This window comes from Microbacterium sp. LWO13-1.2, from assembly GCF_038397725.1.
Classification (GTDB): Bacteria; Actinomycetota; Actinomycetes; order Actinomycetales; family Microbacteriaceae; genus Microbacterium.
The window spans coordinates 3572696-3598652 of the sequence record NZ_CP151634.1 but is presented as its reverse complement, the minus strand read 5'-3'; the positions used below and the strand labels follow the sequence as shown (position 1 = coordinate 3598652).

At 65.3% G+C, this 25957-nt stretch carries 20 protein-coding genes; 13 read left to right on the top strand and 7 right to left on the bottom strand.

All coding sequences use genetic code 11. From position 1 onward, the window contains the following. Positions 1–62 precede the first annotated feature (62 nt). Positions 63–2243 carry a hypothetical protein gene (locus tag MRBLWO13_RS17260; RefSeq protein WP_341975319.1) on the top strand — a complete coding sequence of 727 codons (2181 nt, stop codon included), beginning with the start codon at positions 63–65 and terminating at the stop codon, positions 2241–2243. A 92-nt stretch (positions 2244–2335) separates the two neighbouring features. On the opposite strand, the gene MRBLWO13_RS17255 is transcribed toward MRBLWO13_RS17260, so the two are convergent. Together MRBLWO13_RS17255 and rfbB are read right to left on the bottom strand one after the other, a co-directional pair. Beyond that, positions 2336–3751, bottom strand: coding sequence for a bifunctional dTDP-4-dehydrorhamnose 3,5-epimerase family protein/NAD(P)-dependent oxidoreductase (locus tag MRBLWO13_RS17255; protein ID WP_341975318.1), 1416 nt, complete (start codon positions 3749–3751; stop codon positions 2336–2338). Continuing rightward, positions 3751–4749 (bottom strand): dTDP-glucose 4,6-dehydratase, encoded by a 999-nt coding sequence (rfbB, locus tag MRBLWO13_RS17250; protein WP_341975317.1) that lies wholly within the window; start codon positions 4747–4749, stop codon positions 3751–3753. Before rfbB ends, MRBLWO13_RS17255 begins: the two co-directional genes overlap by 1 nt. 78 nt (positions 4750–4827) lie before the next feature. On the opposite strand from rfbB, the gene rfbA reads away from it, so the two are divergent. From rfbA to MRBLWO13_RS17225, 5 genes are all read left to right on the top strand, one after another. Next, the gene (gene rfbA, locus MRBLWO13_RS17245) at positions 4828–5697 is read left to right on the top strand and encodes a glucose-1-phosphate thymidylyltransferase RfbA (protein ID WP_341975316.1); all 870 of its coding nucleotides are present in this window, start codon (positions 4828–4830) and stop codon (positions 5695–5697) included. 185 nt (positions 5698–5882) lie between these two features. Next, positions 5883–7739 carry a rhamnan synthesis F family protein gene (locus MRBLWO13_RS17240; RefSeq protein ID WP_341975315.1) on the top strand — a complete coding sequence of 619 codons (1857 nt, stop codon included), beginning with the start codon at positions 5883–5885 and terminating at the stop codon, positions 7737–7739. A gap of 74 nt (positions 7740–7813) precedes the next feature. Further along, positions 7814–9658 carry a rhamnan synthesis F family protein gene (locus tag MRBLWO13_RS17235; RefSeq protein ID WP_341975314.1) on the top strand — a complete coding sequence of 615 codons (1845 nt, stop codon included), beginning with the start codon at positions 7814–7816 and terminating at the stop codon, positions 9656–9658. A 64-nt stretch (positions 9659–9722) separates the two neighbouring features. Continuing rightward, positions 9723–10619, top strand: coding sequence for an ABC transporter permease (locus MRBLWO13_RS17230; RefSeq protein WP_341975313.1), 897 nt, complete (start codon positions 9723–9725; stop codon positions 10617–10619). Next, positions 10619–11818 (top strand): ABC transporter ATP-binding protein, encoded by a 1200-nt coding sequence (locus tag MRBLWO13_RS17225; protein WP_341975312.1) that lies wholly within the window; start codon positions 10619–10621, stop codon positions 11816–11818. Before MRBLWO13_RS17230 ends, MRBLWO13_RS17225 begins: the two co-directional genes overlap by 1 nt. Positions 11819–11837: 19 nt before the next feature. On the opposite strand, the gene MRBLWO13_RS17220 is transcribed toward MRBLWO13_RS17225, so the two are convergent. Further along, entirely contained in the window at positions 11838–14015 is a 2178-nt protein-coding gene (locus tag MRBLWO13_RS17220) for a glycosyltransferase (RefSeq protein ID WP_341975311.1), read from the bottom strand. Positions 14016–14109: 94 nt separating this feature from the next. Here MRBLWO13_RS17220 and MRBLWO13_RS17215 point away from each other — a divergent pair, with 94 nt between their 5' ends. Beyond that, complete coding sequence (locus MRBLWO13_RS17215) at positions 14110–15006, top strand: glycosyltransferase family A protein (protein ID WP_341975310.1); 897 nt, start codon at positions 14110–14112, stop codon at positions 15004–15006. A gap of 11 nt (positions 15007–15017) precedes the next feature. Further along, positions 15018–16823, top strand: coding sequence for a glycosyltransferase (locus MRBLWO13_RS17210; RefSeq protein ID WP_341975309.1), 1806 nt, complete (start codon positions 15018–15020; stop codon positions 16821–16823). 57 nt (positions 16824–16880) lie between these two features. On the opposite strand, the gene MRBLWO13_RS17205 is transcribed toward MRBLWO13_RS17210, so the two are convergent. Beyond that, positions 16881–18320, bottom strand: coding sequence for a DUF2142 domain-containing protein (locus MRBLWO13_RS17205; RefSeq protein ID WP_341975308.1), 1440 nt, complete (start codon positions 18318–18320; stop codon positions 16881–16883). Positions 18321–18536: 216 nt separating this feature from the next. On the opposite strand from MRBLWO13_RS17205, the gene MRBLWO13_RS17200 reads away from it, so the two are divergent. Continuing rightward, positions 18537–19628, top strand: coding sequence for a glycosyltransferase family A protein (locus MRBLWO13_RS17200; RefSeq protein WP_341975307.1), 1092 nt, complete (start codon positions 18537–18539; stop codon positions 19626–19628). Continuing rightward, positions 19625–20713, top strand: coding sequence for a UDP-N-acetylglucosamine 2-epimerase (locus MRBLWO13_RS17195; protein ID WP_341975306.1), 1089 nt, complete (start codon positions 19625–19627; stop codon positions 20711–20713). The genes MRBLWO13_RS17200 and MRBLWO13_RS17195 overlap by 4 nt, the downstream gene beginning before the upstream one ends. Positions 20714–20753: 40 nt before the next feature. Here MRBLWO13_RS17195 and MRBLWO13_RS17190 read toward each other — a convergent pair whose 3' ends face one another. From MRBLWO13_RS17190 to MRBLWO13_RS17180, 3 genes are read right to left on the bottom strand one after another with little or no spacing between them, the layout of a single operon-like run. Beyond that, positions 20754–22097 (bottom strand): oligosaccharide flippase family protein, encoded by a 1344-nt coding sequence (locus MRBLWO13_RS17190; RefSeq protein WP_341975305.1) that lies wholly within the window; start codon positions 22095–22097, stop codon positions 20754–20756. Next, positions 22087–22452: a DUF2304 domain-containing protein gene (locus MRBLWO13_RS17185; RefSeq protein ID WP_341975304.1), complete on the bottom strand. Its 366-nt coding sequence runs from the start codon at positions 22450–22452 to the stop codon at positions 22087–22089. The genes MRBLWO13_RS17190 and MRBLWO13_RS17185 overlap by 11 nt, the downstream gene beginning before the upstream one ends. Beyond that, on the bottom strand, positions 22449–23177 hold the full coding sequence (locus tag MRBLWO13_RS17180) for a glycosyltransferase family 2 protein (RefSeq protein WP_341975303.1): 729 nt from the start codon (positions 23175–23177) through the stop codon (positions 22449–22451). The genes MRBLWO13_RS17185 and MRBLWO13_RS17180 overlap by 4 nt, the downstream gene beginning before the upstream one ends. A gap of 103 nt (positions 23178–23280) precedes the next feature. Between MRBLWO13_RS17180 and glf the strand changes: the two genes are divergently transcribed. Genes glf through MRBLWO13_RS17165 form a run of 3 tightly spaced genes read left to right on the top strand, consistent with a single transcriptional unit; the run spans position 23281 to position 25953 of the window. Continuing rightward, on the top strand, positions 23281–24417 hold the full coding sequence (gene glf, locus MRBLWO13_RS17175) for a UDP-galactopyranose mutase (protein WP_341975302.1): 1137 nt from the start codon (positions 23281–23283) through the stop codon (positions 24415–24417). Positions 24418–24427: 10 nt separating this feature from the next. Then, positions 24428–25219, top strand: coding sequence for an ABC transporter permease (locus MRBLWO13_RS17170; RefSeq protein ID WP_341975301.1), 792 nt, complete (start codon positions 24428–24430; stop codon positions 25217–25219). Then, the gene (locus MRBLWO13_RS17165; protein ID WP_341975300.1) at positions 25219–25953 is read left to right on the top strand and encodes an ABC transporter ATP-binding protein; all 735 of its coding nucleotides are present in this window, start codon (positions 25219–25221) and stop codon (positions 25951–25953) included. Before MRBLWO13_RS17170 ends, MRBLWO13_RS17165 begins: the two co-directional genes overlap by 1 nt. Positions 25954–25957 lie beyond the last annotated feature (4 nt).

The following is a 25957-nucleotide window of genomic DNA, read 5'->3' as shown; positions in this document are numbered from 1 at the left end:
TACTCCGCGGAATGACGCGTGTCCAGCGCCCAAACGGACTGTTGCTCCGACAGACTGTGAACATGACTGGACAGGCACGTAGTCCTCGACGCCCGATCGCGCCCGGACGCTGGTTCGCATGCCTGCTCGCGGTCGCCGCTCTCGTCGTCGGCGTGCTCGTGCCTACCGCGGGCGCGACGGCAGCCCCGGCCACGGCCTCGATGGCTCGTGCAGCATCCGATCCGGTCGCGGGTATCAAGCCGATGACACTCGCGGGGTTCGACCCCGGGCATCTCATCAGCGACGCGGTGTTCACGGACAAGAACTCGATGAGCGAGGCGCAGATCCAGTCGTTCTTCAACGGCAAGGTGGCGACGTGCCGCGGCGGGACTGATGAGGACGGCAGGCAGGTCGTCTGCCTCAAGGACTTCAAGATCAGCTCGGTCAATCGCCCGGCCGACAGTTACTGTCAGGGCTACACGGGAGCAGCGAACGAGACCGCGGCGCGCATCATCTACCGGGTCGCCCAGTCCTGCGGCATCAATCCGCAGGTGCTGATCGTGATGCTCCAGAAGGAGCAAGGACTGGTCACGCATTCGTGGCCGAGCGCCTGGCGCTATGACATCGCCCTGGGTCAGGGGTGTCCGGATGACGCTCCGTGCAATCCGGACTTCGTCGGGTTCTTCCACCAGATCTACGGTGCCGCACGGCAGATGCAGGTCTACATGGAGGGCAAGTACTTCACCTGGTTCGCACCAGGCAAGACCTGGAACATCCGCTACAGCCCCAACATCGCCTGTGGCTCGGGCCCTGTCTACGTCGCCAACAAGGCGACGTCGGCGATGTACTACTACACGCCGTACCAGCCGAACGCGGCCGCCTTGGCGGCCGGAACGGGCGAGGCTCCGTGCGGGGCCTACGGCAACCGGAACTTCTACAACTACTTCACGGACTGGTTCGGTCCGACCCGAGCGGCGAACCCCTTCGGCAACATCGAGATGGTCGAAGCACGGCCCGGTCAGTTCGCGGTGTCCGGGTGGGCGATCGACCCGAACACCACCGAGCCGATCGCCGTTCACGTGTACGCGGGGTCAGCGGGCAGCGCCTTCCTCGCGAACGTGTCTCGCCCCGATGTCGGCGCGGCGTACCCGGGATCCGGCGATCGGCACGGATTCTCGGTCACCGTTCCCGCCGTGGGCGCCGGGGCGACAGACGTATGCGTCTATGCGATGAACAGCGGTGCCGGTGCCAACGTGCTTCTCGGCTGTCGCAGCGTCACGGCCAAGAGCGGAAGCCCGGTCGGCAGTGTACCTACGGCGAAGGCCGTCTCCGGTGGCGTGAAGGTCACCGGATGGGCGCTCGATCCGGACACTGTGAGTCCTGCGACCGTGCATGTCTACGTCGACAGCGTCGGTGTCGCCGCCTCCGCGAACCTGGCGCGTACCGATATCCCCGCGGCCTACGTCGCTTATGGGAAGAACCACGGTTTCGATGTCACCGTGAATGCGGCAGCCGGCAGTCACAACGTGTGCGTCTACGGCATCAACTCGGGACCAGGCGGCAACGTGCAACTCGGTTGCTCGGTCGTCCAGGTCGGACCCACGACGATCACGGAGAAGGGTCGTGTTCCGGTCGGTGCGTTCGAGTCGGTGGCGGTGTCGGGGAATGTGGCGACGGCGACCGGGTGGGCGTTGGATCCGGATACGGCGTCGTCGATCAAGGTTCATCTGTATGTGGGGTCTGCGGGTAAGGAGTATTCCGCTGACAAGGTGCGTGCGGATGTTGCTGCGGCGAATCCCGGGTATGGGGATCGGCATGGTTTCTCGGAGGCGTTGACGTTGCCGGTCGGGAAGTCGACGGTGTGTGCGTATGGGATCAATACGGGTCCGGGTGGTCATGTGCTGCTGGGTTGCAAGGAAGCGACGGTCGCGGCGCAGACCACAGATCGAGGCCGCGTCCCCTTCGGGAATTTCGAGGGCGTCGCCGTGGAGGCGGGTGCGGTCGTCGTGGGCGGCTGGGCCATCGATCCCGACACGACGAATCCCATCTCCGTGCACATCTACGTCGATTCGACGAGCTCCGCCCACTGGGCCGACAAGGAGCGGGCTGACGTGGCCGGCGCCTATCCGGGAACCGGAAGCAAGCACGGCTTCTCGGAGAGGCTGAGCACCTCGGCCGGAACGCATAATGTCTGCGTCTATGCGATCAACGACGGCGCGGGCGGCCACGTCCTGCTGGGTTGTAAGACGGTCACCGTTCCGTAGCACTCCGCAATCGGTGCGAAAGAAAGGCGGTCCCCCTCGCACGAGGGGGACCGCCTTTCTCTGCGGCTGCGTCGGCATGACGCGGTGGGCGATCAGCCCGGATTCGTCAGGTAGCGCTGGAGCGACTCGCGGTGGTCGGTCGGCGTGAATCCGCTCTCGCGGATCTTCTGCAGGTCGAGCCGGCTGTTGCCGGGCCGGGGCGAGACCGGGGCGGTCGCACCGGCGAAATAGTCGGCAGTCGAGACGCCGGTCACGCGGGCAGGGTCATGTCCGGTGCTTTCGAAGATCGACCGGGCGATGTCCGCCCACGACATCGCGTCGCCGGAGCCGGTGAGGTTGTACGTGCCGAACGGCGCTCGGCTCTCGACGAGGTGGCGGACGCCCGCAGCGATCTCGTCAGCGAAGCTCAGGCGGCCGACCTGATCGTCGACGACACTCGGCGACACACCCTTCTCCGCCAGGGAAGCCATGACGCGGACGAAGTTCTTGCCCTCTCCGATGACCCATGAAGTGCGGACGATGTAGTGCCGGGGCACGGTGCTGACGATTGCGTCGCCCGCGGCCTTGGTCTGGCCGTAGACGCCGAGCGGACGAATGGCGTCCTCTTCGGTGTACTCGCCGGCCTTGGTCCCGTCGAAGACGTAGTCGCTGGAGACATGGACGAGCGTGATGGCGTTCTCGGTGGCGACGCGCGCGATCGCAGCGACACCGGTGACGTTCGCGGCCCACGCGTCCGCGCGCCCAGCCGCTGTCTCTGCGACGTCGACCGCGGTGTAGGCCGCGGCGTTGATGATCGTGTCGTAGTCCCGCCAGCGACGTGACGAGGCGAAGGCGGGATCCGTGAGATCGAGCGAATCGCGACCGGCGTACTCGAATCGCGCCGCGTCTCCGAGAAGTCGGCGCAGGGCCAGGCCGAGCTGACCGTTGGCACCGACGATCAACGTCTTCTTCGGGGCGATCGGGCTGACGTCCGCGAGACGCGGGTGCGCGAGGTCCTTGGGGGAGATCTCGACCTCGGAGAGCGGGATGGGCCACGGGATCGAGACGGTCTCGTCAGCCAGATTCAGGAACGAGTAGTCGGCGTCGGCAGACCAGTGGTCGTTGACGAGGTACGCGTACGCCGTGTCGGCTGCGAGGGTCTGATAAGAGTTGCCGACGCCGCGCGGCACGAAGATCGCGCGGGAGGGATCGATCTCCGTCGTGAACACCGTGCCGAACGACGGACCTTCGCGCAGGTCGACCCACGCGCCGAAGATACGGCCGGTCGCGACCGACACCCATTTGTCCCAGGGCTCGGCGTGAATGCCGCGCGTAGTGCCGATCGCGTCGTTGAAGGACACGTTGTTCTGCACAGGTCCGAAATCGGGGAGTCCTGCAGCCACCATCTTCTCGCGCTGCCAGTTCTCCTTGAACCAGCCGCGGGAGTCGCCGTGGACGGGGAGTTCTGCGACGAGGAGACCGGGGATGGGCGTCTCGGTGATCGTGAGCGACTTGCCGAACTCCGTCATCACTGCCCCTTGGAGGCGTAGAAGGACTCGGTGGCGTCCTTGGACGGCGCCCACCACGCCTCATTGTCCCGGTACCACGCGATCGTGGAAGCGAGACCGGACTCGAAGTCGCTGAAGCGCGGCATCCAGCCGAGTTCGGTGCGCAGCTTCGTGGAGTCGATTGCGTAACGAAGATCGTGCCCTGCGCGGTCGGTGACATGGTCGTACGCGTCGGCAGGCTGTCCCATCTGCGCGAGGATGAGTTCCACGACCGACTTGTTGTCCTTCTCGCCGTCGGCGCCGATGAGATACGTCTCGCCGATCTCGCCCTTGTCGAGGATGGTCAGCACTGCGGAGGAGTGATCGTCCGCGTGGATCCAGTCGCGGACATTGAGTCCTGCACCGTACAGTTTCGGCCGGACGCCGCGGATCACGTTCGTGATCTGACGCGGGATGAACTTCTCCACGTGCTGGTACGGGCCGTAGTTGTTCGAGCAGTTCGAGATCGTCGCCTGCACGCCGAACGAGCGCACCCAGGCTCGCACCAGGAGGTCGCTGCCGGCCTTGGTCGAGGAGTACGGGGAAGAGGGGTTGTACGGCGTGGATTCGGTGAACCGCTCCGGGTCGTCGAGCTCGAGGTCTCCGTAGACCTCATCGGTGGAGATGTGGTGGAACCGTCGCTGATGGCGTCGCGCGGCCTCGAGCAGCGTGTACGTGCCGATGATGTTCGTGTCGAGGAAGGGGCGCGGGTCGTGGAGGGAGTTGTCATTGTGCGATTCGGCCGCGTAGTGCACGACCCCGTCGACGTCGGCGAAGAGATCGTCGACCAGCTCCGCATCCGTGATGTCGCCCCGCACGAAGCGGAAGCGGTCAGTGGGGAGACCAACGAGAGACGCCTCGTTGCCGGCGTACGTCAGTTTGTCGAGAACGGTCACGTGGGCGTCCGTGTTCTCGATGACATGGTGCACGAAGTTCGATCCGATGAATCCGGCACCGCCGGTGACGAGCAGTCTCTGCATGACGACCAGCGTACCGGGACCGCCGCCGAGGACTCGGGGCGTTTGTACAGGTGCGCGCGATCGGGGAGACTGTTACCCATGCGCGGAATCATTCTCGCCGGTGGGACTGGATCCCGGCTGCACCCGATCACCCTCGGCGTCTCCAAGCAGCTGGTCCCGGTGTACGACAAGCCGATGATCTACTACCCACTGTCGACACTCATCCTCGCGGGCATCCGCGACATCCTGATGATCACGACCCCCCACGACGCGGAGTCGTTCCATCGCCTCCTCGGAGACGGTTCGCAGTTCGGGGTCTCCATCACCTACAAGACCCAGCCGTCACCCGATGGGCTCGCACAGGCCTTCGTCCTCGGCGAGGAGCACATCGGGTCCGAATCCGCGGCCCTCGTGCTGGGCGACAACATCTTCTACGGGCAGGGGATGGGCACACAGCTGCGCCAGTACAACGAACTCGACGGGGGAGTTGTGTTCGGCTACTGGGTCGACGACGCGACCGCATACGGCGTCGTCGAGTTCGGCGAGGACGGCCGAGTCGTCTCCCTCGAGGAGAAGCCGGTCAAGCCGAAGAGCAACTACGCGGTCCCCGGACTGTACTTCTACGACAACGACGTCATCGAGATCGCGAAGGCGCTCAAGCCGTCCCCTCGTGGCGAGCTCGAGATCACGGATGTCAACCGCGTGTACCTCGACCGGGGAAAGCTCAAGGTGCAGCTCCTGACCCGCGGAACCGCGTGGCTGGACACCGGAACATTCGATTCGCTCGCAGAGGCCACCGACTTCATCCGCACGGTCGAGAAGCGCCAGGGGCTCTCCATCGGCTGCCCCGAAGAAGTCGCCTGGCGCATGGGATTCCTCACCGACGACGAGCTGCGCGAGCGCGCAGAGCCCCTCATCAAGAGCGGCTACGGGGAGTACTTGCTCAAGGCGCTCGCCCAGGGACGATGACCGCACGCGGTTTAGGATTGGCTGCGGTTCGCAAGGTCGATCCCGTGGCCTGATCACCGTGGTCAATCGCCGAAGAGCTGCTGGAGAGTCGCAGAAGTATGACAAGCATGAGTCGGGTGCCGGGTGTTTTTCCGGTTGGTGGTCGTCGGCTTGTGGTGTACGTGGTCTATGACCGGCGTGGGGATGTGGACGATTATGTTCCGTTCGCGTTGGCGGGTCTTCGTGAGCATGCGGCGCATGTTCTGGTGGTCGTGAACGGTGCGTTGTCGGATGCGGGTCGGGTTGCGCTCGAGTCGGTCTCGGATGAGGTGCTGGTTCGGGAGAACTCCGGGTTCGATATCTGGGCGCACAAGGATGCGTTGGATCATGTGGGTGCGCGGATCGCGGAGTTCGATGAGGTTCTGCTGACGAATGACACGTGGTTCGGGCCGGTGCGTCCGTATGGTCCGGTGTTCGAGCGGATGGGTGAGCGGTCGACGGATTTCTGGGGGATGACGGATCACGCGCGTGAGGTGCCGAATCCGTTCACCGGGAAGGGTGTTCTTCCGTATCACCTGCAGTCGTTCTGGATCGCGGTGCGGCGGGAGATGTTCCTGTCGGATGCGTGGGTGCAGTATTGGCGTGATCTGCCGGAGATGCCGTCGTATTTCGATGCGGTGCTGAAGCACGAGACGATCTTCACGGAGCATTTCGCGGAGCGTGGATTCACGCATGACGTCGCCTACCCCTCCGCCGACTACCCGACGGATCACCCGGCGCTCTTCAACGCGGATCTGCTTCTGCGTGATGACTGCCCCCTTCTGAAACGGCGGCAGTTCTTCCACTATCCGCCCTACCTCGATCGGCACGCGGTCATCGGTCGACGGGTCCTGCGCGACGTGGAGGACTACGGCTATCCGATGCCGGTGCTCTGGCAGAATCTCGCGCGCAACGTGGCGCCGAAGGTCCTCAACGCCGATGCCGGAATGATGGAGGTCCTGCCGGACGTCGACGTCTCCTACGACCCCGAGCGGCCGTATCGCATCGCCGTGATCGCGCACGTTCCGCACGCAAGAGACCTCGATGAACTCCTGTCGTCGACCGACGACATCGGGCAATCCCACACACTCTTCGTGACGACCACGACGGACGAGGATGCGGCGACGATCACACAGCGCCTGGCCGAGCAAGGAACCGGGGATCGTGCGGCGAGCGAGGTACGCGTCGTGCCCGCGCGCGGACGGGACATGAGCGCGTTCTTCGTAGGGATGCGGGACGTCCTCGTCAGCGGAGACTTCGATCTCATCGTGAAGGTTCATACCCGAAGGCCGAAGAACCGATCCGCCAACGCCATTCGCTATTTCCGGCGCCACCAGGTGGACAATCTGCTCGGGAGCCCTGGCTATTTCGCCAACGTGCTCGCGCTCTTCCAGCGCGAGCCCGGGCTCGGCATCGTGATGCCGCCGATGATCCACGTGGGATACGCCACGCCGGGCAAGGGCTGGGCCTACTACCTTCCGCGGGCGAAGGAGGTCGCTGCGCAGCTCGGAATCCGGGTGCCGTTCGACGGCGTCTCCCCGCTCGCGCCGTTGGGTGGGATGTGGATCTGCCGCCCCGCTGCGCTCGCGCCGCTGACGCGGCCCGACTGGCGGGTCGAAGACTTCGACAAGCCGTCGAAGAGACGCAAGGCGGACCTCGCCCGAGTACTGGAGCGTCTCGTCGTGTACGGCGCCGGCGAGGACGGCTTCCATGCCAGGACGGTGATGAGCCTCGAACATGCCGGGATCAGTCATGTCTCGATGGAGTACAAGCTCGACCAGCTGGCATCGACCACGCCGGGATATCCGATCGAGCAGATCCAGTTCCTGCATCGGGCCGGCTGGATCGGCAAGGGAGGCGCGGTGGCGATGCTGCGCATGTACTTGAACCTGAACCATCCTGCTCTTGTGGAGCGCGTTCGTCCGGTGGTCCGTCCGGTGACGAGTATTCTCCGACGCGCGGTAGGAGCAGCCAGAGGAGCGCAAAAGCTCCTGATCGGTGCAGTGAAGGGGGCGCGGTCATGAGTCGGGTGCCGGGTGTTTTTCCGGTTGGTGGTCGTCGGCTTGTGGTGTACGTGGTCTATGACCGGCGTGGGGATGTGGACGATTATGTTCCGTTCGCGTTGGCGGGTCTTCGTGAGCATGCGGCGCATGTTCTGGTGGTCGTGAACGGTGCGTTGTCGGATGCGGGTCGGGTTGCGCTCGAGTCGGTCTCGGATGAGGTGCTGGTTCGGGAGAACTCCGGGTTCGATATCTGGGCGCACAAGGATGCGTTGGATCATGTGGGTGCGCGGATCGCGGAGTTCGATGAGGTTCTGCTGACGAATGACACGTGGTTCGGGCCGGTGCGTCCGTATGGTCCGGTGTTCGAGCGGATGGGTGAGCGGTCGACGGATTTCTGGGGGATGACGGATCACGCGCGTGAGGTGCCGAATCCGTTCACCGGGAAGGGTGTTCTTCCGTATCACCTGCAGTCGTTCTGGATCGCGGTGCGGCGGGAGATGTTCCTGTCGGATGCGTGGGTGCAGTATTGGCGTGATCTGCCGGAGATGCCGTCGTATTTCGATGCGGTGCTGAAGCACGAGACGATCTTCACGGAGCATTTCGCGGAGCGTGGATTCACGCATGACGTCGCCTACCCCTCCGCCGAGATCGGGACGAAGAACCCGTCGCTCTATCGCGCGGAAGCGCTGCTCGACGCCGGCTGTCCTCTCCTCAAGCGCCGCCCGTTCATGCAGTGGCCGCCATACCTGGATCGGCATGCGGTCGTCGGCCGCTGGACGCTCGAAGCCGCGGAGCGGTACGGGTACCCCATGGACCTGTTCTGGCAGAACGCGGCGCATACGATCGCGCCGAAGGATCTGAACACCGATGCGTCGATGCTCGAGGTGCTTCCGGACGTCGATGTGTCGTACGACCCGGATCGACCGCTTCGGACCGTCGTGATGGCACACATCTTCTACGTCGAGATGACGGACGAGATGCTCGATCGGGCCGATACGCTTCCCAGCGCCTACGACCTGGTCGTCACGACACCGGATGCCGATCGGGCCGCACAGATCCGTGCGGTGATCGAGCACCGGGGTCCGCGACAGGGCACGGTCGACATTCGCGTTCTGCCATCGAACGACGGGCGGGACCAGAGCGCCTTCCTCATCGAATGCCGGGACGTTCTGCTCTCGGATGACTACGATCTGGTCGTGAAGATCCATTCCAAGAAGACGCCTCAGGACGGCTTCAACGTCGGTCGTCACTTCAAGGAGCAGCAGTTCGACAACCTGCTGAACAGTCCCGGGTACACAGCGAACCTCGTGGCACTCTTCCAGCGGGAGCCGGGTCTCGGCCTCGTCTTTCCTCCGATGATCCACATCGGCTATCCGACGCTGGGCAGGGGATGGTCGGTGAACAAGGAGGGTGCGGAGAAGATGTCGGCGGAGCTCGGCATCCATGTCCCTCTCGATGACATCTCGCCGCTCGCACCCTTCGGCTCCATGTACATCGCCCGTCCCCAGGCGCTGCGGGTTCTCGTGGAGCACGAGTGGTCGTACGAGCAGTTCGGCGGCGCCGAGGCGTATCGCGACGGCGGCCTCGCGCACATTCTCGAGCGGATGCCCGCGTACGCCGCAGGCGAGCTCGGATACCACGTGCGCACGGTGAGCACGACGGAGTACATGGCGATCAGCCATACCGCGTTGGAATTCAAGCTCGACGAGATGGCGGTCACGACGCCGGGGTACGCCTACGAGCAGATCGAGTTGCTGCGGCGCGCGGGCTTCGTCGGTACGGGGTCGGCGTCAGACTTTGCAAGAATGTACATGCGCATCAACTTTCCCGGAACGGGTGCGCGGGTGCGCGGGATCATGGCGTCGAACAGCATCGTGGGCAAAGTGGCCCGGACGGTGCGGCGTCCCGGAGCGACGATTCGTCGCGTCTTCGGTCGCTGATACGCATCGGGATGAAGACGACGGCAGCGGATTCGCGGAAGTGTGAGTGAGAGCCTTGGATACCTTGGAACGATTTGAACGGCTCGAGAGCGAGCCGTTCTCGACGATCGACACACGCGGACTCCGTGTACGCGGAGGAAAGCTCCGTGAACTGGTCTCGCGCCGAGAGCTGCTGAGCCTTCTCATCCGCCGCGACCTGCAGGCTCGGTATCGCGACAGCTTCCTGGGCTTCCTCTGGACCGTCATCCGGCCCCTGATCCAGTTCCTGATGTACTACGTCGTCCTCGGCCAGTTCCTGCGCGCGGCCGAGGGCATCCCGGACTTCGCGATCTACCTGTTCTCCGGCCTGACGCTGTACGTCTTCTTCAACGACATGATCGCCGGGTCCACGGGGTCGATCCTGAACAACGCGGCCCTGGTGAAGAAGATCTACCTGCCCCGTGAAGTCTTCCCCCTGGCGAGCATCGGCGCTGCGGGATTCATGGGTGCGGTGCAGCTCGGTGTGCTGTTGATCGCGGCGATCCTTTTCGGCGCCCTGCCGGAACCTGCGCAGATGCTGTGGTTCTTCCCGTCGCTGCTCCTCATCGGCGTATACGGTCTCGCCTTCGGATTGCTGCTCTCCGCAGCCAACGTGTACCTGCGTGACATGCAGTACCTCACCGAGGTCGTACTCATGCTCGCCATGTGGGCGTCTCCCATCGTCTATTCCTGGTCGATGGTGAAGGACGTCCTCTTCCGCTTCTCGCTTCCGGAATGGTTCATCGAGATCTATGCGGCGAACCCGCTGACGATCGCCGTCCTCGGATTCCATCGTGCCTTCTGGGGCGCAGGGACAGACGCCGACTACCCGGCCAACCTCGGCCTGCGCATGCTGATAGCCACGATCATCGGCCTCGCCCTTCTCTGGATAGCGCATCGCGTGTTCGTGCGCGTCCAGGGCAACTTCGCACAGGAGCTGTGATGACGACCATCCAAGGACCGGACATCATCCGTCTCGATTCGGTGACCAAGCAGTTCACGGTCCGCAAGGACAACAGCCTCAAGGACCGGATCGTCCACCTGGGTCGACTGGGCAAGGACTTCCGCGAGGACTTCGTCGCGGTCGACGATGTGACCATGCAGATCCAGGCGGGCACGACCGTCGGTCTGCTCGGTGCCAACGGATCGGGCAAGTCGACGCTGTTGAAGCTCATTGGCGGCATCATCTCGCCGACCACGGGCACCGTGCAGACCCGAGGTCGCATGGCTGCGCTGCTCGAGCTCGGCGCCGGGTTCCATCCTGACCTCAGCGGCCGCGAGAACGTCTATCTCAACGCATCCATCCTGGGTCTTTCTCGCGCTGAGACCGACCGGCAGTTCGACGACATCGTCGAGTTCAGTGGAATCGGTTCGTTCATCGACACGGCGGTCAAGTTCTACTCGTCGGGGATGTACGTCCGCCTGGCATTCGCCGTCGCGGTCCACACCGACCCCGACCTGCTGCTCGTCGATGAGGTGCTCGCCGTCGGCGACGAGACGTTCCAGCGCAAGTGCATGGACCGCATCTCGCAGTTCCGTGCGGAAGGACGGACCATCGTCCTCGTGAGCCATTCGGCCCAGCAGGTGGCCGAGCTCTGCGATCGTGGCATCGTGCTGAGCTCGGGGCGCGTGATTCACGACGGCGACACGAACGATGCGATTCGTGTTCTGCGCGAGTCCCTCGAACTGCGGCGACGCGCGTCGGGCGGTGCGTCGGACGCCCAGCCGATCCGCGTCACGAAGGTCGAGCTCCTCGACTCCCGAGACGAGCTTGCCGACACGATCGTGTCGGGGGAGCCGATGACGATCCGTGTGCACGTCGCCGCCGATCATCGCTTCGACCGATGGGATGTCGGTTTCAGCATCGACACGCCCTTCGGGCACATGGTGCTCGCATCGAACACCGAGCTCCTGGGCCGCGAGCTGGAGCCGATCGACGGCGAGACGACGGTGGATCTGCGGATCGCGAGTCTTCAGATCGGCCGGGGGCAGTACTTCATCAACGCGAATGTCGCCGGTGTCAGCGAAGTCAGCACCCACGCGCTGATGCAGGGTGCGATGTTCAACGTCGAGGGCGCCGAGGGAACGATGGGGTCATCCTCCGCGTTCATCACCGTTCCGGGGTCCGACGTTCGCAGCTGATCCAGGCGGCCGGCGAGGATCAGTCCTCGGCCGGCACTGCCTCTTGCGTGGAGCCGCTCCGATGCGCGAGGACCGCATCGAGCAGTTCCTTCGCGCGCGCATCGAAGGAGTGGCGCCGGCGGACCTCCGCGGATATCTCGGCGAGCTCGGCGTCTTCAGGGAACAAGGAGTCGAGCGGGCTGGCGACGAGCTCCAGAAGCTCCGGCGTCGTCCGGTAGGTGCGTACGGCACCAGCGAAGAGTTCGGAGATCCCGGAGACATCGTCGCTGATCGCTCGACCGCCGGCGGAGACGACGTCGAAAAGGCGGTTCGATACGAAGCCCTCGCGCTGCATCGCGGGCCAATGATCGTTCATCACCGCTCCGGCCGACTCGTACACGAGCGGGAGCTCCTCGTTCGGCACGTGAGTCCCGGCGATGGCGGAGGCGGGGATGAAACCGCGCCAATCCGGTCCGTAGACGCGCAGCGGCGCGCCCGCGCGCAGGGGTTCGACGACAGACGGTCTGACGATTCCTCGAGCTGTGCCGACGAAGACGAGATCTGCGGACCGCTGGACCCCGTGCGGTGAGAATCGGGTGGTGTCGGTGCACTGCAGCAGCGGGAGCACTGCACGTCCTAGGCGTACCGACGCCTCGGCGCTCCAGGTGTCGGAGGCGGCGTAGACGAGGTCGAACCGCCCGACCTCGTCGGCCGTGATCTCGTCGGGATGGCTGATGATCCACTGGATCGTCGTTGCGGACTCGGGAGGCTCGATCCGTTCAGGGCCGCGGAGGATGAGAGAAACATCGTCGAGATCCACGGTCGCGCGGTGTGCCGCCGGCCGGGCATCGACGGCGACGTACTGACCGAGTCGTTCCAGTGCCGAGGCGAGGCCGCGCGCGAAGTGCGTGTCTCCCCAGGATTCTCCGCGCGTGCCCGCGGGGGCGGCGGTCTTGATCGCCCAGCGGAGCCGCGGAACCGACTCCCCGTCGGCGAGAGCGAAGCGTTCGAGGGGGCGACGTCGCAGAGAGGGGCCGCGGACGTCCGCGACCGCGAACTCCAGGCCACGATGCGGCGCGAGTACGTCCAGCACCGTGTCGGCAACGTCGGCGATCGGCTGCGAGGCGAAACTCCTCGAGCTCGTCGCCGAGGCGCTCAGCAGCGTGTGCGGCTGGGATCGATCGCCGATCCGGTACGCACGAACGGGGGCGTCCAGACTCGCGGTGGGGATGCGCTCACCGAGACCGCGGACGTCCTCGATCGGGTGTCCGGCGAACAGCGCGATCGTCCGTCCGCCGTACGCCGCTGTGGCGGCTGAGACGATCGAGCCGTCTGGTGCGAGCCAGAGGGGTTGCACGGGGCGGGAGTCCGCCTCCGTAAGAAGCGCCCGCACCGCCGCTGATGAGATCGCAGCGCCGGCTCCGCGCACGAGGAGCATCGTGCTGTCGGGGGTCGCGCTTTCGAGTGCCAAGGCGGCGCGGCCGGCGACGACAGCGGTGTCGTCGTGCCACAGCGTCACCTGTGCTGCGGCGACGCGCAGATCGGCAGGCGCAGACGCCTCCAGAGCGAGGACGACGGTCGTGTCACCGTCCGCGGCAAGTGGGGTGAGCACCGCGAGAGTCGCGCCGTCGCCGTCGTCAGCACCGAGGTGCCAGATGATGACGCGTGACGAGCTGATCGCGCCGGACGGAGCAACCTGCTCCGCGGGGTTCAAGCCCAGTGCCGCGGACCGGAGGAGGTCGATGAGAGTGACTGCTCGCAAATGCGGTGCCGAGCCGATGATCACCTCCCCGCCGTCGCGCAGTCGACGCCAGGCGTGCCCCAGCGGACCGCCGGGCGCGGTGACGCTCTCCGGATGTGCGGTCGCGTAGGCCGGAGCATCCCAGCTCATCGTCGTCGACACCTTCGCCGGATCGCTGACGAGATAGGCGTAGAGAGCGGGAACGCGGTCATTGTCCGGGAGCTGCGCGGACACGTGCCGCTCGAGGAAGAGCGGATTCAAGGAGAAGCCCCGCCGGAACCCACCGCGGACGTAGGACCGCACCGCGCGACGAGTGGAGGTCGGCCGCCCGAGCTGCAGCCGAACGAAATCGGCGTCGACGATGTCCGCGCGACGAATGACGCGGCACCAGTAGAGGCGGTCGGCGGCAGCGAGGAGGGGACTGATCACCGGGGCTGATCGCGATGCGCGCCACAGGCGTCTGAGACGGTTGAGCACCCTGGGAGTCTATGGGGTCGGCTCAAGGAAGTGCTGAGCAGGGGAATGGTAGCCTCGAACGATCGGTCACTTCGGCAGCCTGACAGGAGTACTTGTGCCTGACTCTTCTGCGCGTGTCGGCATCGTCGTGAGAACGAAGGATCGACCTACGCTTCTCGCCAGGGCGCTGGACGACATCATCGGCCAGGAATTTACGGCCTGGCACGTCGTGATCGTCAACGACGGTGGGCAGTCCGATGCGGTCGCCTCGCTCGTCGACGCACTGGATGCGAGCGTCCGATCGAAGATCTCCGTCATCGACCACGAGGTCTCTCTCGGCAGATCTGCGGCGGCGAATGCCGGGGTGGGCGCCCTGTCGACCGAATACGTCGTCCTCCACGACGATGACGACCTCTGGGATACCGTGTTCCTCGCCCAGTCGGTGGAGTGGCTCGATGCGACACCCACCGATATCGGTGTCGTCTCCCGCACGGAGATCGTGTACGAGAGTCTCGAAGGTGAGAACTTCGTCGAGACCGGTCGCGAGCCCTTCTGGGCCGACATGAAGCAGATCAGCTATTCCGAGCTGCTGCAGGTGAACAGGTTCGTGCCGATCGCGTACGTCTATCGACGCGTGGTCCACGATGAGGTGGGACTGTATCGGGTCGACATCCATGCGGCCGAGGACTGGGAATTCAACCTTCGCGTGAGCAGGAAGTACCCGATCGGTTTCATCGGCGGGCCCGCGCGGGCCTTCTGGATGCAGCGTCGGGACGTGACCGGTGCGCTGGGCAACAGCATGTTCGTTCTCGCTGATGAGCACGAGTACTACGACCGGCTGATCCGCGACGAGGCTCTCCGCGCGTTCACCACCGCCCACGGAGACGGGCTGGCGCTCTACCTCGCTCGTTTCGTGCAGGACGAAGTGGCACGGCAGCTCGACGCGCGCCGTTCGATCGGTGATCGGCTGATCTCGGTCGTGCGCGGACGTCGACGTAAGGATGCACGGTGAGGGGAACCACGATGGCCACTCTGCTGACGGCTCAGAGGCTCGTGATGCCGGCGGACGAGCGTCGGGACGCGATCGCTCTCTACGCGAGAGGGCGAGCCGAGATTCTCGGGCGCACGACGATTCGGGTGGCAGCCGGCGCGCACGCGTCGTTCGCCACGTACTTCAACGCCTTCCCCTGGGGGATCTGGTCTCAGAACACCTCGGTTCGGTCGCCCGCGCTCCGGCTCGAGGTGGAGGGGGCAGCGGTCCTCACCGTCCACAGCGTCACCACCAGCGGCATCCGCACGGTCGTCAGCGAACTCAGCGTCGTCGGGGGCGACATCGAGTTCGATCTCGAAAGCATCCCGGTGGACGCCAGCTGGCTCTGGTTGGAAGTGCATGCAGGCCAGGATGATGTCGTCCTTCGGGACGTTCAGTGGCTCGTGCAGGCGGACGAACATCAGGACGTGCGCCCGGCAGTCGCCGTCACGACCATGAACCGCGTCGATGACTGCCTCCGTCTTCTCCGTGCGCTGGGGAGCGACGGGCTGCCGGATCTGCTCTCGCGTGTCTTCATCGTGGATCAGGGGTCGCAACCGATCGGCTCCACGGCGGAGGTCGGCGCGCTGGCGCCCGGCGTCGATGTCCGGGTCATCGTGCAGGACAACCTCGGCGGCTCCGGCGGTTTCAGCAGAGGGATGATCGAGGCGCTGGACACCGATGCGACCCACGTCCTCCTTCTCGATGACGATGTGATGCTCGAACCCGAATCGATCCGCCGAATGTGCGCCTTCGCGTCTGTCGCTGCCGACGCGCCGCTCGTCGGCGCCCAGATGCTGAGCCTGATCGACCCGACCGTGCTGCACTCGATGGGCGAGGTCGTCGACCGGCGCACCATGTGGTGGGTCGCCACCGAGCCCGAGATGATCGCGGCCGACCTCGCAGAGCACCCGATCGAGTCCACCCCGGCGTTCTTCAATCAGAAGCCCGTCGACTTCAACGGCTGGTGGATGTGCCTCATCCCGCTGGCCGTCGTTCGCGAGGTCGGTGCGGCGCTGCCGTACTTCATCAAATGGGACGACGCGGAGTACGGTCTGCGCGCATCGGCCGCCGGCCATCGGACGATCACCTTGCCAGGCGCCGCCCTGTGGCATGTGCCCTGGACCGCGAAAGACGACGGACTCGATTGGCAGGCGTACTTCCAGCTGCGCAACCGGGTGGCGACAGCCCTCGTGCACTCGCGGCGCCCCCGGCGGGTTCTGAGCGACAGTTGGCGGAACGATGTCAACCACCTCATCGGCATGCAGTACGGCGCGGCTGAGCTGCGTTGCATGGCGCTCCGCGACATTCTGAGCGGTCCCGAGCACCTGCAGAGCACGCTCCGTACTCGCCGCGCGGAGTTGCAGAATCTTCTGAGGTCGAGCGGACAGGCGGTGATTCCGACTCCGGAGGCCGTGTCGTCGCAGGACAGTCCTCCGATTCCGGATGCTCCCCGCGGCGCGGTCGGGAAGATCGCCAGAATGGCCAGAGTCCTCGTGCACCAGCTGCGCCCGTCGCGCGCCGTCAATCACCCCCGGATTCCGAGAGACATGGGGCGGTGGTGGTTGCTCGGAGTTCTCGACGGCGCTTCGATGGAGAGCGCGGCAGGTACGGGGATCTTCGCACTGAGGCGCAAGAGGTCGACGGCTTTCCGTCTCCTCGCTCAGACCATGCTGCTCCGGGCGCAGTTGTGGCTCAGGTGGAGATCTCTCTCGCGGTCCTACCGATCGGCGGCCACGACGTTGACCCAGCCGTCCGAATGGCGGGCGATCTGGGGCTCGGCGACCGACTCGATCTGAGCTGCTCCGCCGTCAGTGGCGGCGGCGCAGCGTGCCGTCCGGCGCGAGATTCATCCGTCACCCCACGGGTGCGGATGCCTCCAGCGGCGCGGACGTCGTCTTCGCGTCCGCCGGAATGCGCTCCCATGTGAACCAGATGAGTGCTCCGAGGACGGCCGCGAACGCGAGCGACCCGAGAACCCAGACCGTCATCGGTGAAGGGCCGAAGTCCCACCACCACTCGATTGCGCGGTCGAGGTTCAGCGCCGAGACATCGGCGCCGGTGATGTAGCGCCGCAAGTTGGTGTGCAGGGCGAGGCTGTTCGCGCCGACGAGACCGATGCCGACCACGAGAAGCTGAACGCGCCCCAGGCCCAGCGTCGATCTGCGGGCACCGAGGATCATGGCACCGACGAACATGATCATGAGCGGATAGATGTATCGGGGCTGCACGCCGACACCGACCAGGATCCCCTCCCGCACCAGGATGTAGAGGGGCACGGCGACCAACGCGGCGCTTGTGGCCAGGATCGGGATCCACTTGCGGCTGGTGGACGAGCGCAGGCCCCAGAACGCGATGGCCGCGAACAGTGCGAAGCTCGTTCCCCACACCAGATCAGGCATCTCGGTGTCGAGCCATCCGAGGCCCCAGAGCCCCAGGGATCCGATCCAGAGCTGCGGGAGCGCCTGCAGGTTCGCCAACACGAGCGACAGAAGCGGCTTGTCGGGAGTGCCGGTCTCTGCGGTGAGCACACCGGACTGTCCTGCGGTCAGGAAGAGCGCGATGGCGATGACGATGAGCGCAGCGGGAAGAAGCAGCTGAATCGCGAAGCGGCGGTTCGGACGGAAGGCGAGTGCGACAGCGATCAGAACCGCGAGGACTCCGTATGCCGCGGAGTCTCCTCTGGCTCCTGCCCCGATGACCATCAGCGCCGTGGCGGTGATCGCGAGGCCGACCTTCTTCCGCCCGGTCTGCTCGAAGAATCCCCAGACGGCCAGCCACAGTCCGCTCGCCTGGATCACGGCCCAGCTGCTGGGGTTGGCGCTGGGGATGAGGAACATGCCGAGGGGGACGATCCCGATCAACGAGGCCCAGATCAGAGTCGGACGCATCCGCAACGGAAGAAGGAAGAAGAGCGCGCTGAGCACGCCGACGTACAGCAGCGCATTGAAGGTTCGCATGAGGATGATCGAGAGCGGGAGGTCGTCGCTGACGAAAGTGCTCATCACCGCGTAGAACACCGGCGGGTAGCCGTTGTCGATCCAGTTCCCGCGTTCGGTCGGCGCCATCGCGTTCTCGTCGAGATTGCAGGACGCCGATTGATCAGGATGGAACGCGAAGCAGGCCGACGCGCCGGTGAGATCTGCAGGCAGCAGCCGGACCGTATCGGTGCCATCGATCTCGCAGCGCCCCTCGACGTCGCCTGTGGCGCACCAGATGCTCCCCATGTGGTAGTCCTCGTCGGGGCTGGATCCAGGCGGCGACGATGCCCCCCATGCCAGGAGTGCGATGAACATGGCGAAGGGAACGATAAACCCAACGACGATCCGGCGTGCGCGGCGAGTCATCTCGTCGGTGCTCCTCGATCTTGACGGCGACCGGCCTACGGGCGGTTTCGTCGGCTTCTGGTGTCGCGGGTAGGCTTGATTGGTGCCTTACCCAGAGCAATATCCTACCTGCGCATGCGCGAACCGCCGTGATCTGCGGCGTCCCGCTGCGAGCTGGTGCGGGCTTTGAGCCTCCCCTCGAGCGGAGATGATCTCCGCGATGCAGAACTGACCGTCGTCATTCCGTCGTACAACTCGGCGACCTGGCTCCCGTCGACGATCGACGCCCTCGCCGAATCCGTGCGGGTGGCCGGGGTCGCTGTCGAAGTTCTCGTGATCGACGACGGCAGCGAAGACGACACCGTCGCGATCGTCGGGTCGCTGGCAGGAGCCTTCCCCGGCGACCTGCGTGTCGTGCGTCAGGAGAATCAGGGACGTTTCCTGGCCCGCTGGGCGGGTATCCAGCAGGCGAGAGCGGAGCACGTGCTGCTGCTCGACTCCCGGGTGCTGCTGGGGCCTCGCTCGCTCGGGCATGTCATGTCGGGAGTCGCCGCCGAACCGCAGATCGCCGGCTGGAACGCTCACGTCGACATCGACCCCGATGCGCCACTGGTCGGGCATTTCTGGGAAGTCCCGACCCACGTCTTCTGGGGTGCCTACCTCCGCGCACCGCGGCCGTTCGACCTGACGGGAGCGAACTTCGATTCGGCGCCCAAGGGGACGACGGCGTTCCTGGCCCGCAAGGACGTCCTCACAGCGGCGTTCGAACAGGCGTGGCCGGACGGCGACGCCAAACTGATGTCGGACGACACGAAGATCCTCCGTTGGCTGGCCGACTTCGGCGGCATCCGTCTGGATCCTGGCTTCTCGGTGATCTATCGTCCGCGGACGACGGTCAAGGGCTTCGTCAAGCATTCGCTCGACCGCGGGACCATGTTCGTCGACAGCTACGCCGGCACGACCCTGTTGCGTTCGGCCGCCATCCTGATCGCCTCGATCGCGCCGGTCGTTGTTCTCGGCGCGATCGTCGCCCTGGCCGCAACGGGGGCGTGGCCCGGTGCCCTCCTGGTTCTCGGGGCCGTCCTCCTGCTGCTTCTCGTGCCGCTCGTTCCGGCAGCGATCAACCGCTGTCCCGGTCGCGGTCTGGCCGCCTACTGCGTCATTCTTCCCGTCTTCACCGTCCCGTTCTGGTTCGGCCTTGTGCGCGGTGTCTTCGTGCACCGGAGGGCTTTTGCACGGCGAGCTGAAGCCGCGTCTGCTGGAAAGGCAAAGCAATGATCATCTTCATCTACGGCACCACCGCCGAGGCCATCAAGCTCGCCCCGATCATGCGCAGGCTCGACGCGAAGGGCGTGCCCTACGAGCAGTGGGTGACCTACCAGCACACCGATTCGCTGCGCAAGGCGATCCCCGAGCTCGGCCTCACCGCGCCCGATCGGGTGCTCGCCGATGGCTACAAGGGCAAGCCGTTGAAGTCCCCGTTGCAGATGCTGCGCTGGATGCTCGACGTCGGGCGCTGGTCCGTCTCCCATGTGCGGGCGATTCGGCGTTCACTGCCGGAGCGCTCCATCGTCCTCGTGCACGGAGACACGATGACGACAGTGCTCGGCACCTTCATCGGTCGCCGCCTCGGTCTGCCGGTCGCTCACGTCGAAGCCGGCCTGCGTTCGGGTGACTGGCGGCATCCCTTCCCGGAGGAGCTCGATCGCAGGATCGTCGGGCGCCTGGCAAGGATCCACTACGCACCGACCGAGGACGAAGCGAACAATCTCGCCGGTCGGAAGAACGTCATCATCACTCACGGCAACACCGCGAAGGATGGCGTGAGGGACGCCGCTGAAACCGCGGTCACGAGCGAGGACGACTTCGGTCTCGTGCTCCTGCACCGGTTCGAATTCATCTCGAACACCGCGCTCGTCGCTGCGACCCTGCGCACGCTCGACGCGCACAGCCGTCTGCCGCTGAAGTTGGTCGTCGACGCCTATTCGCGAGATGCGGTCGAAGGGACGATCAGCGAACTCGGACTCACGAAGTTCAGCATCACGCCGAAGCTCGAGCATGGAGCGTTCGTCGCCGTCCTGCGAGCGGCGAAGTTCGTCGTCACGGACTCCGGCGGAATCCAGGAGGAGGCCGCCGAACTTGGAACCCCGACGCTGATCCACCGCAAGGTGTCCGAGCGCGGCGATGGACTCGGCACCAACGCGATCCTGTCGGGATGGGACCAGGCGCGCATCGAGGACTTCCTGGGGCGCTACGAGGACTACCGAGTGCTCGACGTGGATCGTGGAGATTCTCCCTCGGACATCATCGTCGAGGACCTCACGCGTCGCGGGTTCGCGCGAGCCGCCGCCTCTTCGCTCTGACGCCCGCTGCGGCGTCAGTCGGCCCGCTGAGGTCGCGACGTCATTCCGCCGCGGAGGAGAGCCGCAGTCGCTTGGCGCGACGCGTCCCGACGATGTCCAGCAGGATGAACCCCACGAGCACGGCTGCTCCGATCAGGCCGAAGGCCGTCAGCATCGCTGAGACGTCCGGAATCGTTGCGGTGAACGTGATCCACTGGGCGGCGACCGCGCAGAGAAGGAGCGCTGCCGCCGCAGGGGAAGCCGTACTCGTCATTCTGATCATCATCCCCTGGGCTGCGATCCAGGGCAGGTAGGCGATCGACGCGGGAACCAGGAAGTTCGCCGCCTGACGGTAGTCCTCGCCGTAGAGGAAGATGATCATCCAGTCGCCCAGGAGCGCGAAGATTCCGATCATCGCAACGCCGGTGACGAGTGTCAGCGCGAGGGTGACGACCACGCCGAGGCGGGCCAGCTTGTCGTTGTCTCGATTGCGCACGAATCGGGGGAGGAGGTAGAGCGACAGCGTCGTCGGAATGAGGAATCCGGTCTTCACCAGAATCGCTGCGGAGGCGTACGTTCCGGCCAGGTGCGCCTCCGCTCCTGCGCGGAGAAAGATCGTATCCGAGTTCGTCAGCCAGGCGAAGGCGATCGAGAGCACCATGATCGTCAGCCCGGCCACGCTGAAGACGCCACGCGTCGGGCGCGCCACGCCTCTCGCGGTCCAGAGTGTTCCGGCGACGGTGAACACGAGGGCAGCGAGGACCGCCCCGATCATCCCGCCCAGGCCGGTCGCCGTGGCGACCACGATGACCGCGAACACGACGCGCGCGATCTGCGAGATCGTGGACCATTGCACGGCATGATTGACGCGACCTGACCCTTGCAGGAGTCCCACGGCGTCGGCGAAGACGAAGCTGAAGGGAATCGTGACCGCCGCGGCGATGACGACGGCGGGCGTCGTTCCGAGTGCACCCGCCAACCAGGGAGAGATGGCGGCGACCGCCCCGCCGCCGGCGAGACCGAGAACGATGGCCTCGGTCGGAAGACGGTCGCGCAGGCGCTGTGGCGAAGGCGACGCGATCGACACCGCCGCGGCGGTCTGCACCGCGACGGCTGTCTGCAGCGAGCCGCTTCCGATCGCAGCCACGTTGACGATCACGAAGAACGCGGCGAGGAGTCCGAAGTCGTCGGGGGAGAGGTACCGTGCGCTCACGAGATGGAACGCGAACGAGGCGATGATGCCGAGCCCGCTGGCGAACGCGACGATGATCAGCGGCTTGGCGTGCGTCTGAAGATGACCGCCGAGCCCGCTACGGGTGGGGACGGCGATCGACTCGGCGGGATCGGTGCCAGTCGCCGGAGTCATGTCGTCGCTCGAATCGCCGCCGCGATGTTCACTGCTCATTGTGCAGCCGCGACGCAGGCGCCTGAAGTTCCTCGACGTCGGCACGCAGCAGCGCGACTTCTTCGGCGACCCGTCGGACCTCGTCCTCCGCCTGCGACAGTTCCCAGGAGAGGTGGAGCGTGACGCCGACCAGCAGAACAAGCGCGAGCGCGAAGATGAGGTTCGACGGGACCTCGACGCCGAGAACGTTCGAGAGTCCGATGAGGAGCCCAGGGAAGACGGCGAGGACCAGCATCGTCAGGCCGATGACGAGCCACATGATCGCGTACTTCTCCCGGAGCTGGCGCCGCAGCAGGAGTACGAAGATGACGGCGAGCACGGTGACCGCGAAGGCGATGCCCAGAATGATGATCATGACGACGCTTCCTTGGTGTGGCGCCCGCGCATGAGGGCCAGCGAGAGCGCGAAGACCGCTCGCATCAGGTATCTCGCGGCGCTGAATGGATCATGGCTGGGCTTTCCATGCACCCGAGGGCGCATGGCGACCGGGATCTGCGTGACGGTCAGGCCCGCGTGGATCGCGCCGACGAGGGAGTCGATGGTGTCACCCAGATATTCGGCGGGGTAGTAACGGACGTACTGATCGATGGCGCGGTGATTCGCCGCCCGGAATCCGGACGTCACGTCGGTCAGGCGCACGCCGCCGACCCTGGAGATCACGCCGGCGAGCATCTTCATCGCCCAGCGGCGTGGGCCGCGTGCCTGATAGTCGCCCACTTCAGCGAATCGAGCGCCGATCGAGATATCGGCGACATCGAGTCCCGTGAGAACCGCGGCGATGTCTGCGGGATTGTGCTGACCGTCCGCGTCGACCTGGATCGCCCTGCGGTACCCGTGCCTCTGCGCGTACGTGAAGCCGGTGCGCATCGCGCCGCCGACTCCCATGTTGAACGGAAGGATCACGACGCGAGCCCCGGCGCGCGTGGCCTGCGCTGCCGTGTCGTCACTGGAACCGTCGTCGATGACGAGCACGTCGTAGTCGGGATCGGCGGCGAGGATCTCGCCGACGGTGTTTCCGACGTTCTGAGACTCGTTCCATGCCGGGACGATGATGAGGGCGCGTTCGGCAGGTGAAGACATGGTGCGTAGATCATATCGGGTCGGCCTGGGGAGTCAGATCGACGTCGAAGTCTAAGATGGAGGATTGATGTGTCGCGCCGATCGGCGTCAGGAAGGACTAAGGATGGATCTCCTCGTCGTCGGGTCGGGCTTCTTCGGCCTCACCATCGCTGAGCGCGCTGCTGAGGCAGGTCGCAAAGTCACCGTCATCGATCGCCGCCACCACATCGGCGGCAATGCCTACAGCGAGAACGAGCCCGAGACGGGCATCGAAGTGCATCGCTATGGGGCGCACCTGTTCCACACGTCGAACGAGACGGTGTGGGAGTACGTGAACCGCTTCACGACCTTCACGAACTACGTGCACCGGGTGTACACGACGCACAAGGGCGTCGTCTTTCCGATGCCGGTGAACCTCGGCACGATCAACCAGTTCTTCCAGTCGGCGTACACGCCCGATGAGGCCCGCGCGCTCATCAAGGAGCAGGCGGGGGAATTCGATGCGAAGACGGCGAGGAACTTCGAGGAGAAGGGCATCGCACTCGTCGGTCGCCCGCTGTTCGAGGCGTTCTTCCGCGACTACACGGCGAAGCAGTGGCAGACCGACCCGCAGAAGCTGTCCGGCGACATCATCAGCAGACTTCCGGTGCGCTACAACTACGACAACCGCTACTTCAACGACACGTGGGAGGGTCTGCCGACCGACGGCTACACCGCGTGGCTGGAGCGGATGGCAGATCACCCGAACATCGAGGTGAAGCTGAACGTCGACTACTTCGACGAATCGCAGCCGCTGAACAAGCGCGCGACCGTCGGACAGGTCCCGGTGGTCTACACCGGCCCCGTCGACCGGTACTTCGACTATGCGGAGGGCGCCCTCAGCTGGCGCACGCTCGACTTCGAGCAGGAGGTGCTCAACGTCGGCGACTTCCAGGGCACCACCGTCATGAACTACCCCGACATGGACGTGCCGTACACGCGCATCCATGAGTTCAAGCATTTCCACCCCGAGCGCAAGGACGTGTACACCTCGGACAAGACCGTCATCATGCGGGAGTTCTCCCGTTTCGCCGAGCGCGAAGACGAACCGTACTACCCGGTCAACACCCAGGCCGACCGGGACGGACTCCTTGCGTACCGTGAGCTCGCCAAGGGGGAGCAGGGCGTTCATTTCGGCGGGCGTCTCGGCACCTACCAGTACCTCGACATGCACATGGCCATCGGCTCGGCGCTGTCGATGTGGAACAACACTCTCTCGTAGACTCGGCATTGTGAGTCACGCAGCTGTCGGGGCGCCGGGGACGCCCCGGCGATACCTGCATTCTCTGTGGATCCTGTCGGCGCGAGACCTGCGCGTGCGCTACGCCACGAGCTTCCTCGGATACCTCTGGTCGGTGCTGGATCCTCTGGTGATGAGCCTGATCTACTGGTTCGTCTTCACGCAGATCTTCCACCGCAGTGTGGGGGAAGAGCCGTACATCGTCTTCCTCATCGTCGCCCTCCTGCCCTGGGTGTGGTTCAACACGTCCGTGTCGGACTTCACCCGTGCGTTCCGCAAGGACGCGCGGCTCGTGCGGTCCACGGCGATCCCGCGCTCGATCTGGGTGAACAGGATCGCACTGAGCAAGGGGATCGAGTTCCTCTTCTCGCTCCCCGTTCTCGTGCTCTTCGCCGTCTTCAACGGGGCCACGGTCAACTGGGGACTGCTCTGGTTCCCGGTCGCCGTCCTGCTGCAGGTCGTGCTGCTCGTCGGCCTGGGTCTGCTCGTGGCACCGCTCTGCGTGCTCTACACCGACCTGGAGCGCACCACCGCGCTCATCCTCCGTGCGCTCTTCTACGCATCGCCGGTGATCTACAGCTTCTCCGATCTACCGGCGCCGTTCGACACCATCGGGGCGTTCAATCCGCTCTCGGGGATCTTCATCCTCTACCGCGTCGGATTCTTCCCCGACCAGTGGCAGACGATCCCGGTGCTGATCAGTGCCGTGATGAGCCTGGGCATCCTCGTGCTGGGCATGTGGACCTTCGGGCGTCTGGAACGACCCGTGCTGAAGGAGCTGTGATGGCGGCCGCGATCGAAGTCCAGGGGCTGGGCGTCCGCTTCCGCCGGAACCGCCGCGGTCGGCGCAGCTTCAAGGATCTGTTCTCCGGAGCCTCGCGGCGTTCCCGTCCAGGAGAGTTCTGGGCGCTCCGGGACGTCTCGTTCACGGTACAGCCGGGCGAGTCGATCGGTGTCGTCGGACGCAACGGGCAGGGCAAGTCCACGCTGCTTCGTCTGGTCGCCCGCGTCCTCCTTCCGGACGAGGGCTCCGTCGTCGTCAACGGTGGTGTCGCCCCGCTGATCGAGATCACCGGAGGGTTCGTCGGCGACCTCACCGTACGGGAGAACGTGCGGCTCACTGCCGGGCTGCACGGGATGTCCCGCGACGAGGTCTCGCGCCGTTATGACGGCATCATCGCGTTCGCCGAGCTCGCCGGATTCGAGGACACGCCCTACAAGCACCTCTCCAACGGCATGAAGGTGCGCTTGGCCTTCTCCGTGGTCTCTCAGCTCGATGAGCCGATCCTGCTCGTCGACGAGGTGCTCGCCGTCGGCGACAAGGCGTTCCGAGAGAAGTGCTACAAGCGCATCGACGAACTGCTCGCGGAGGGGCGCACGTTGTTCTTCGTCAGCCACAACGAGCGCGACCTCCGACGCTTCTGCACGCGTGGGCTCTATCTCGACAAGGGCGGTCTCGTGCTGGACGCACCGATCCGCGAAGTCCTCGATCGCTACAACGCCGACTACTCGCTGTAAGTTC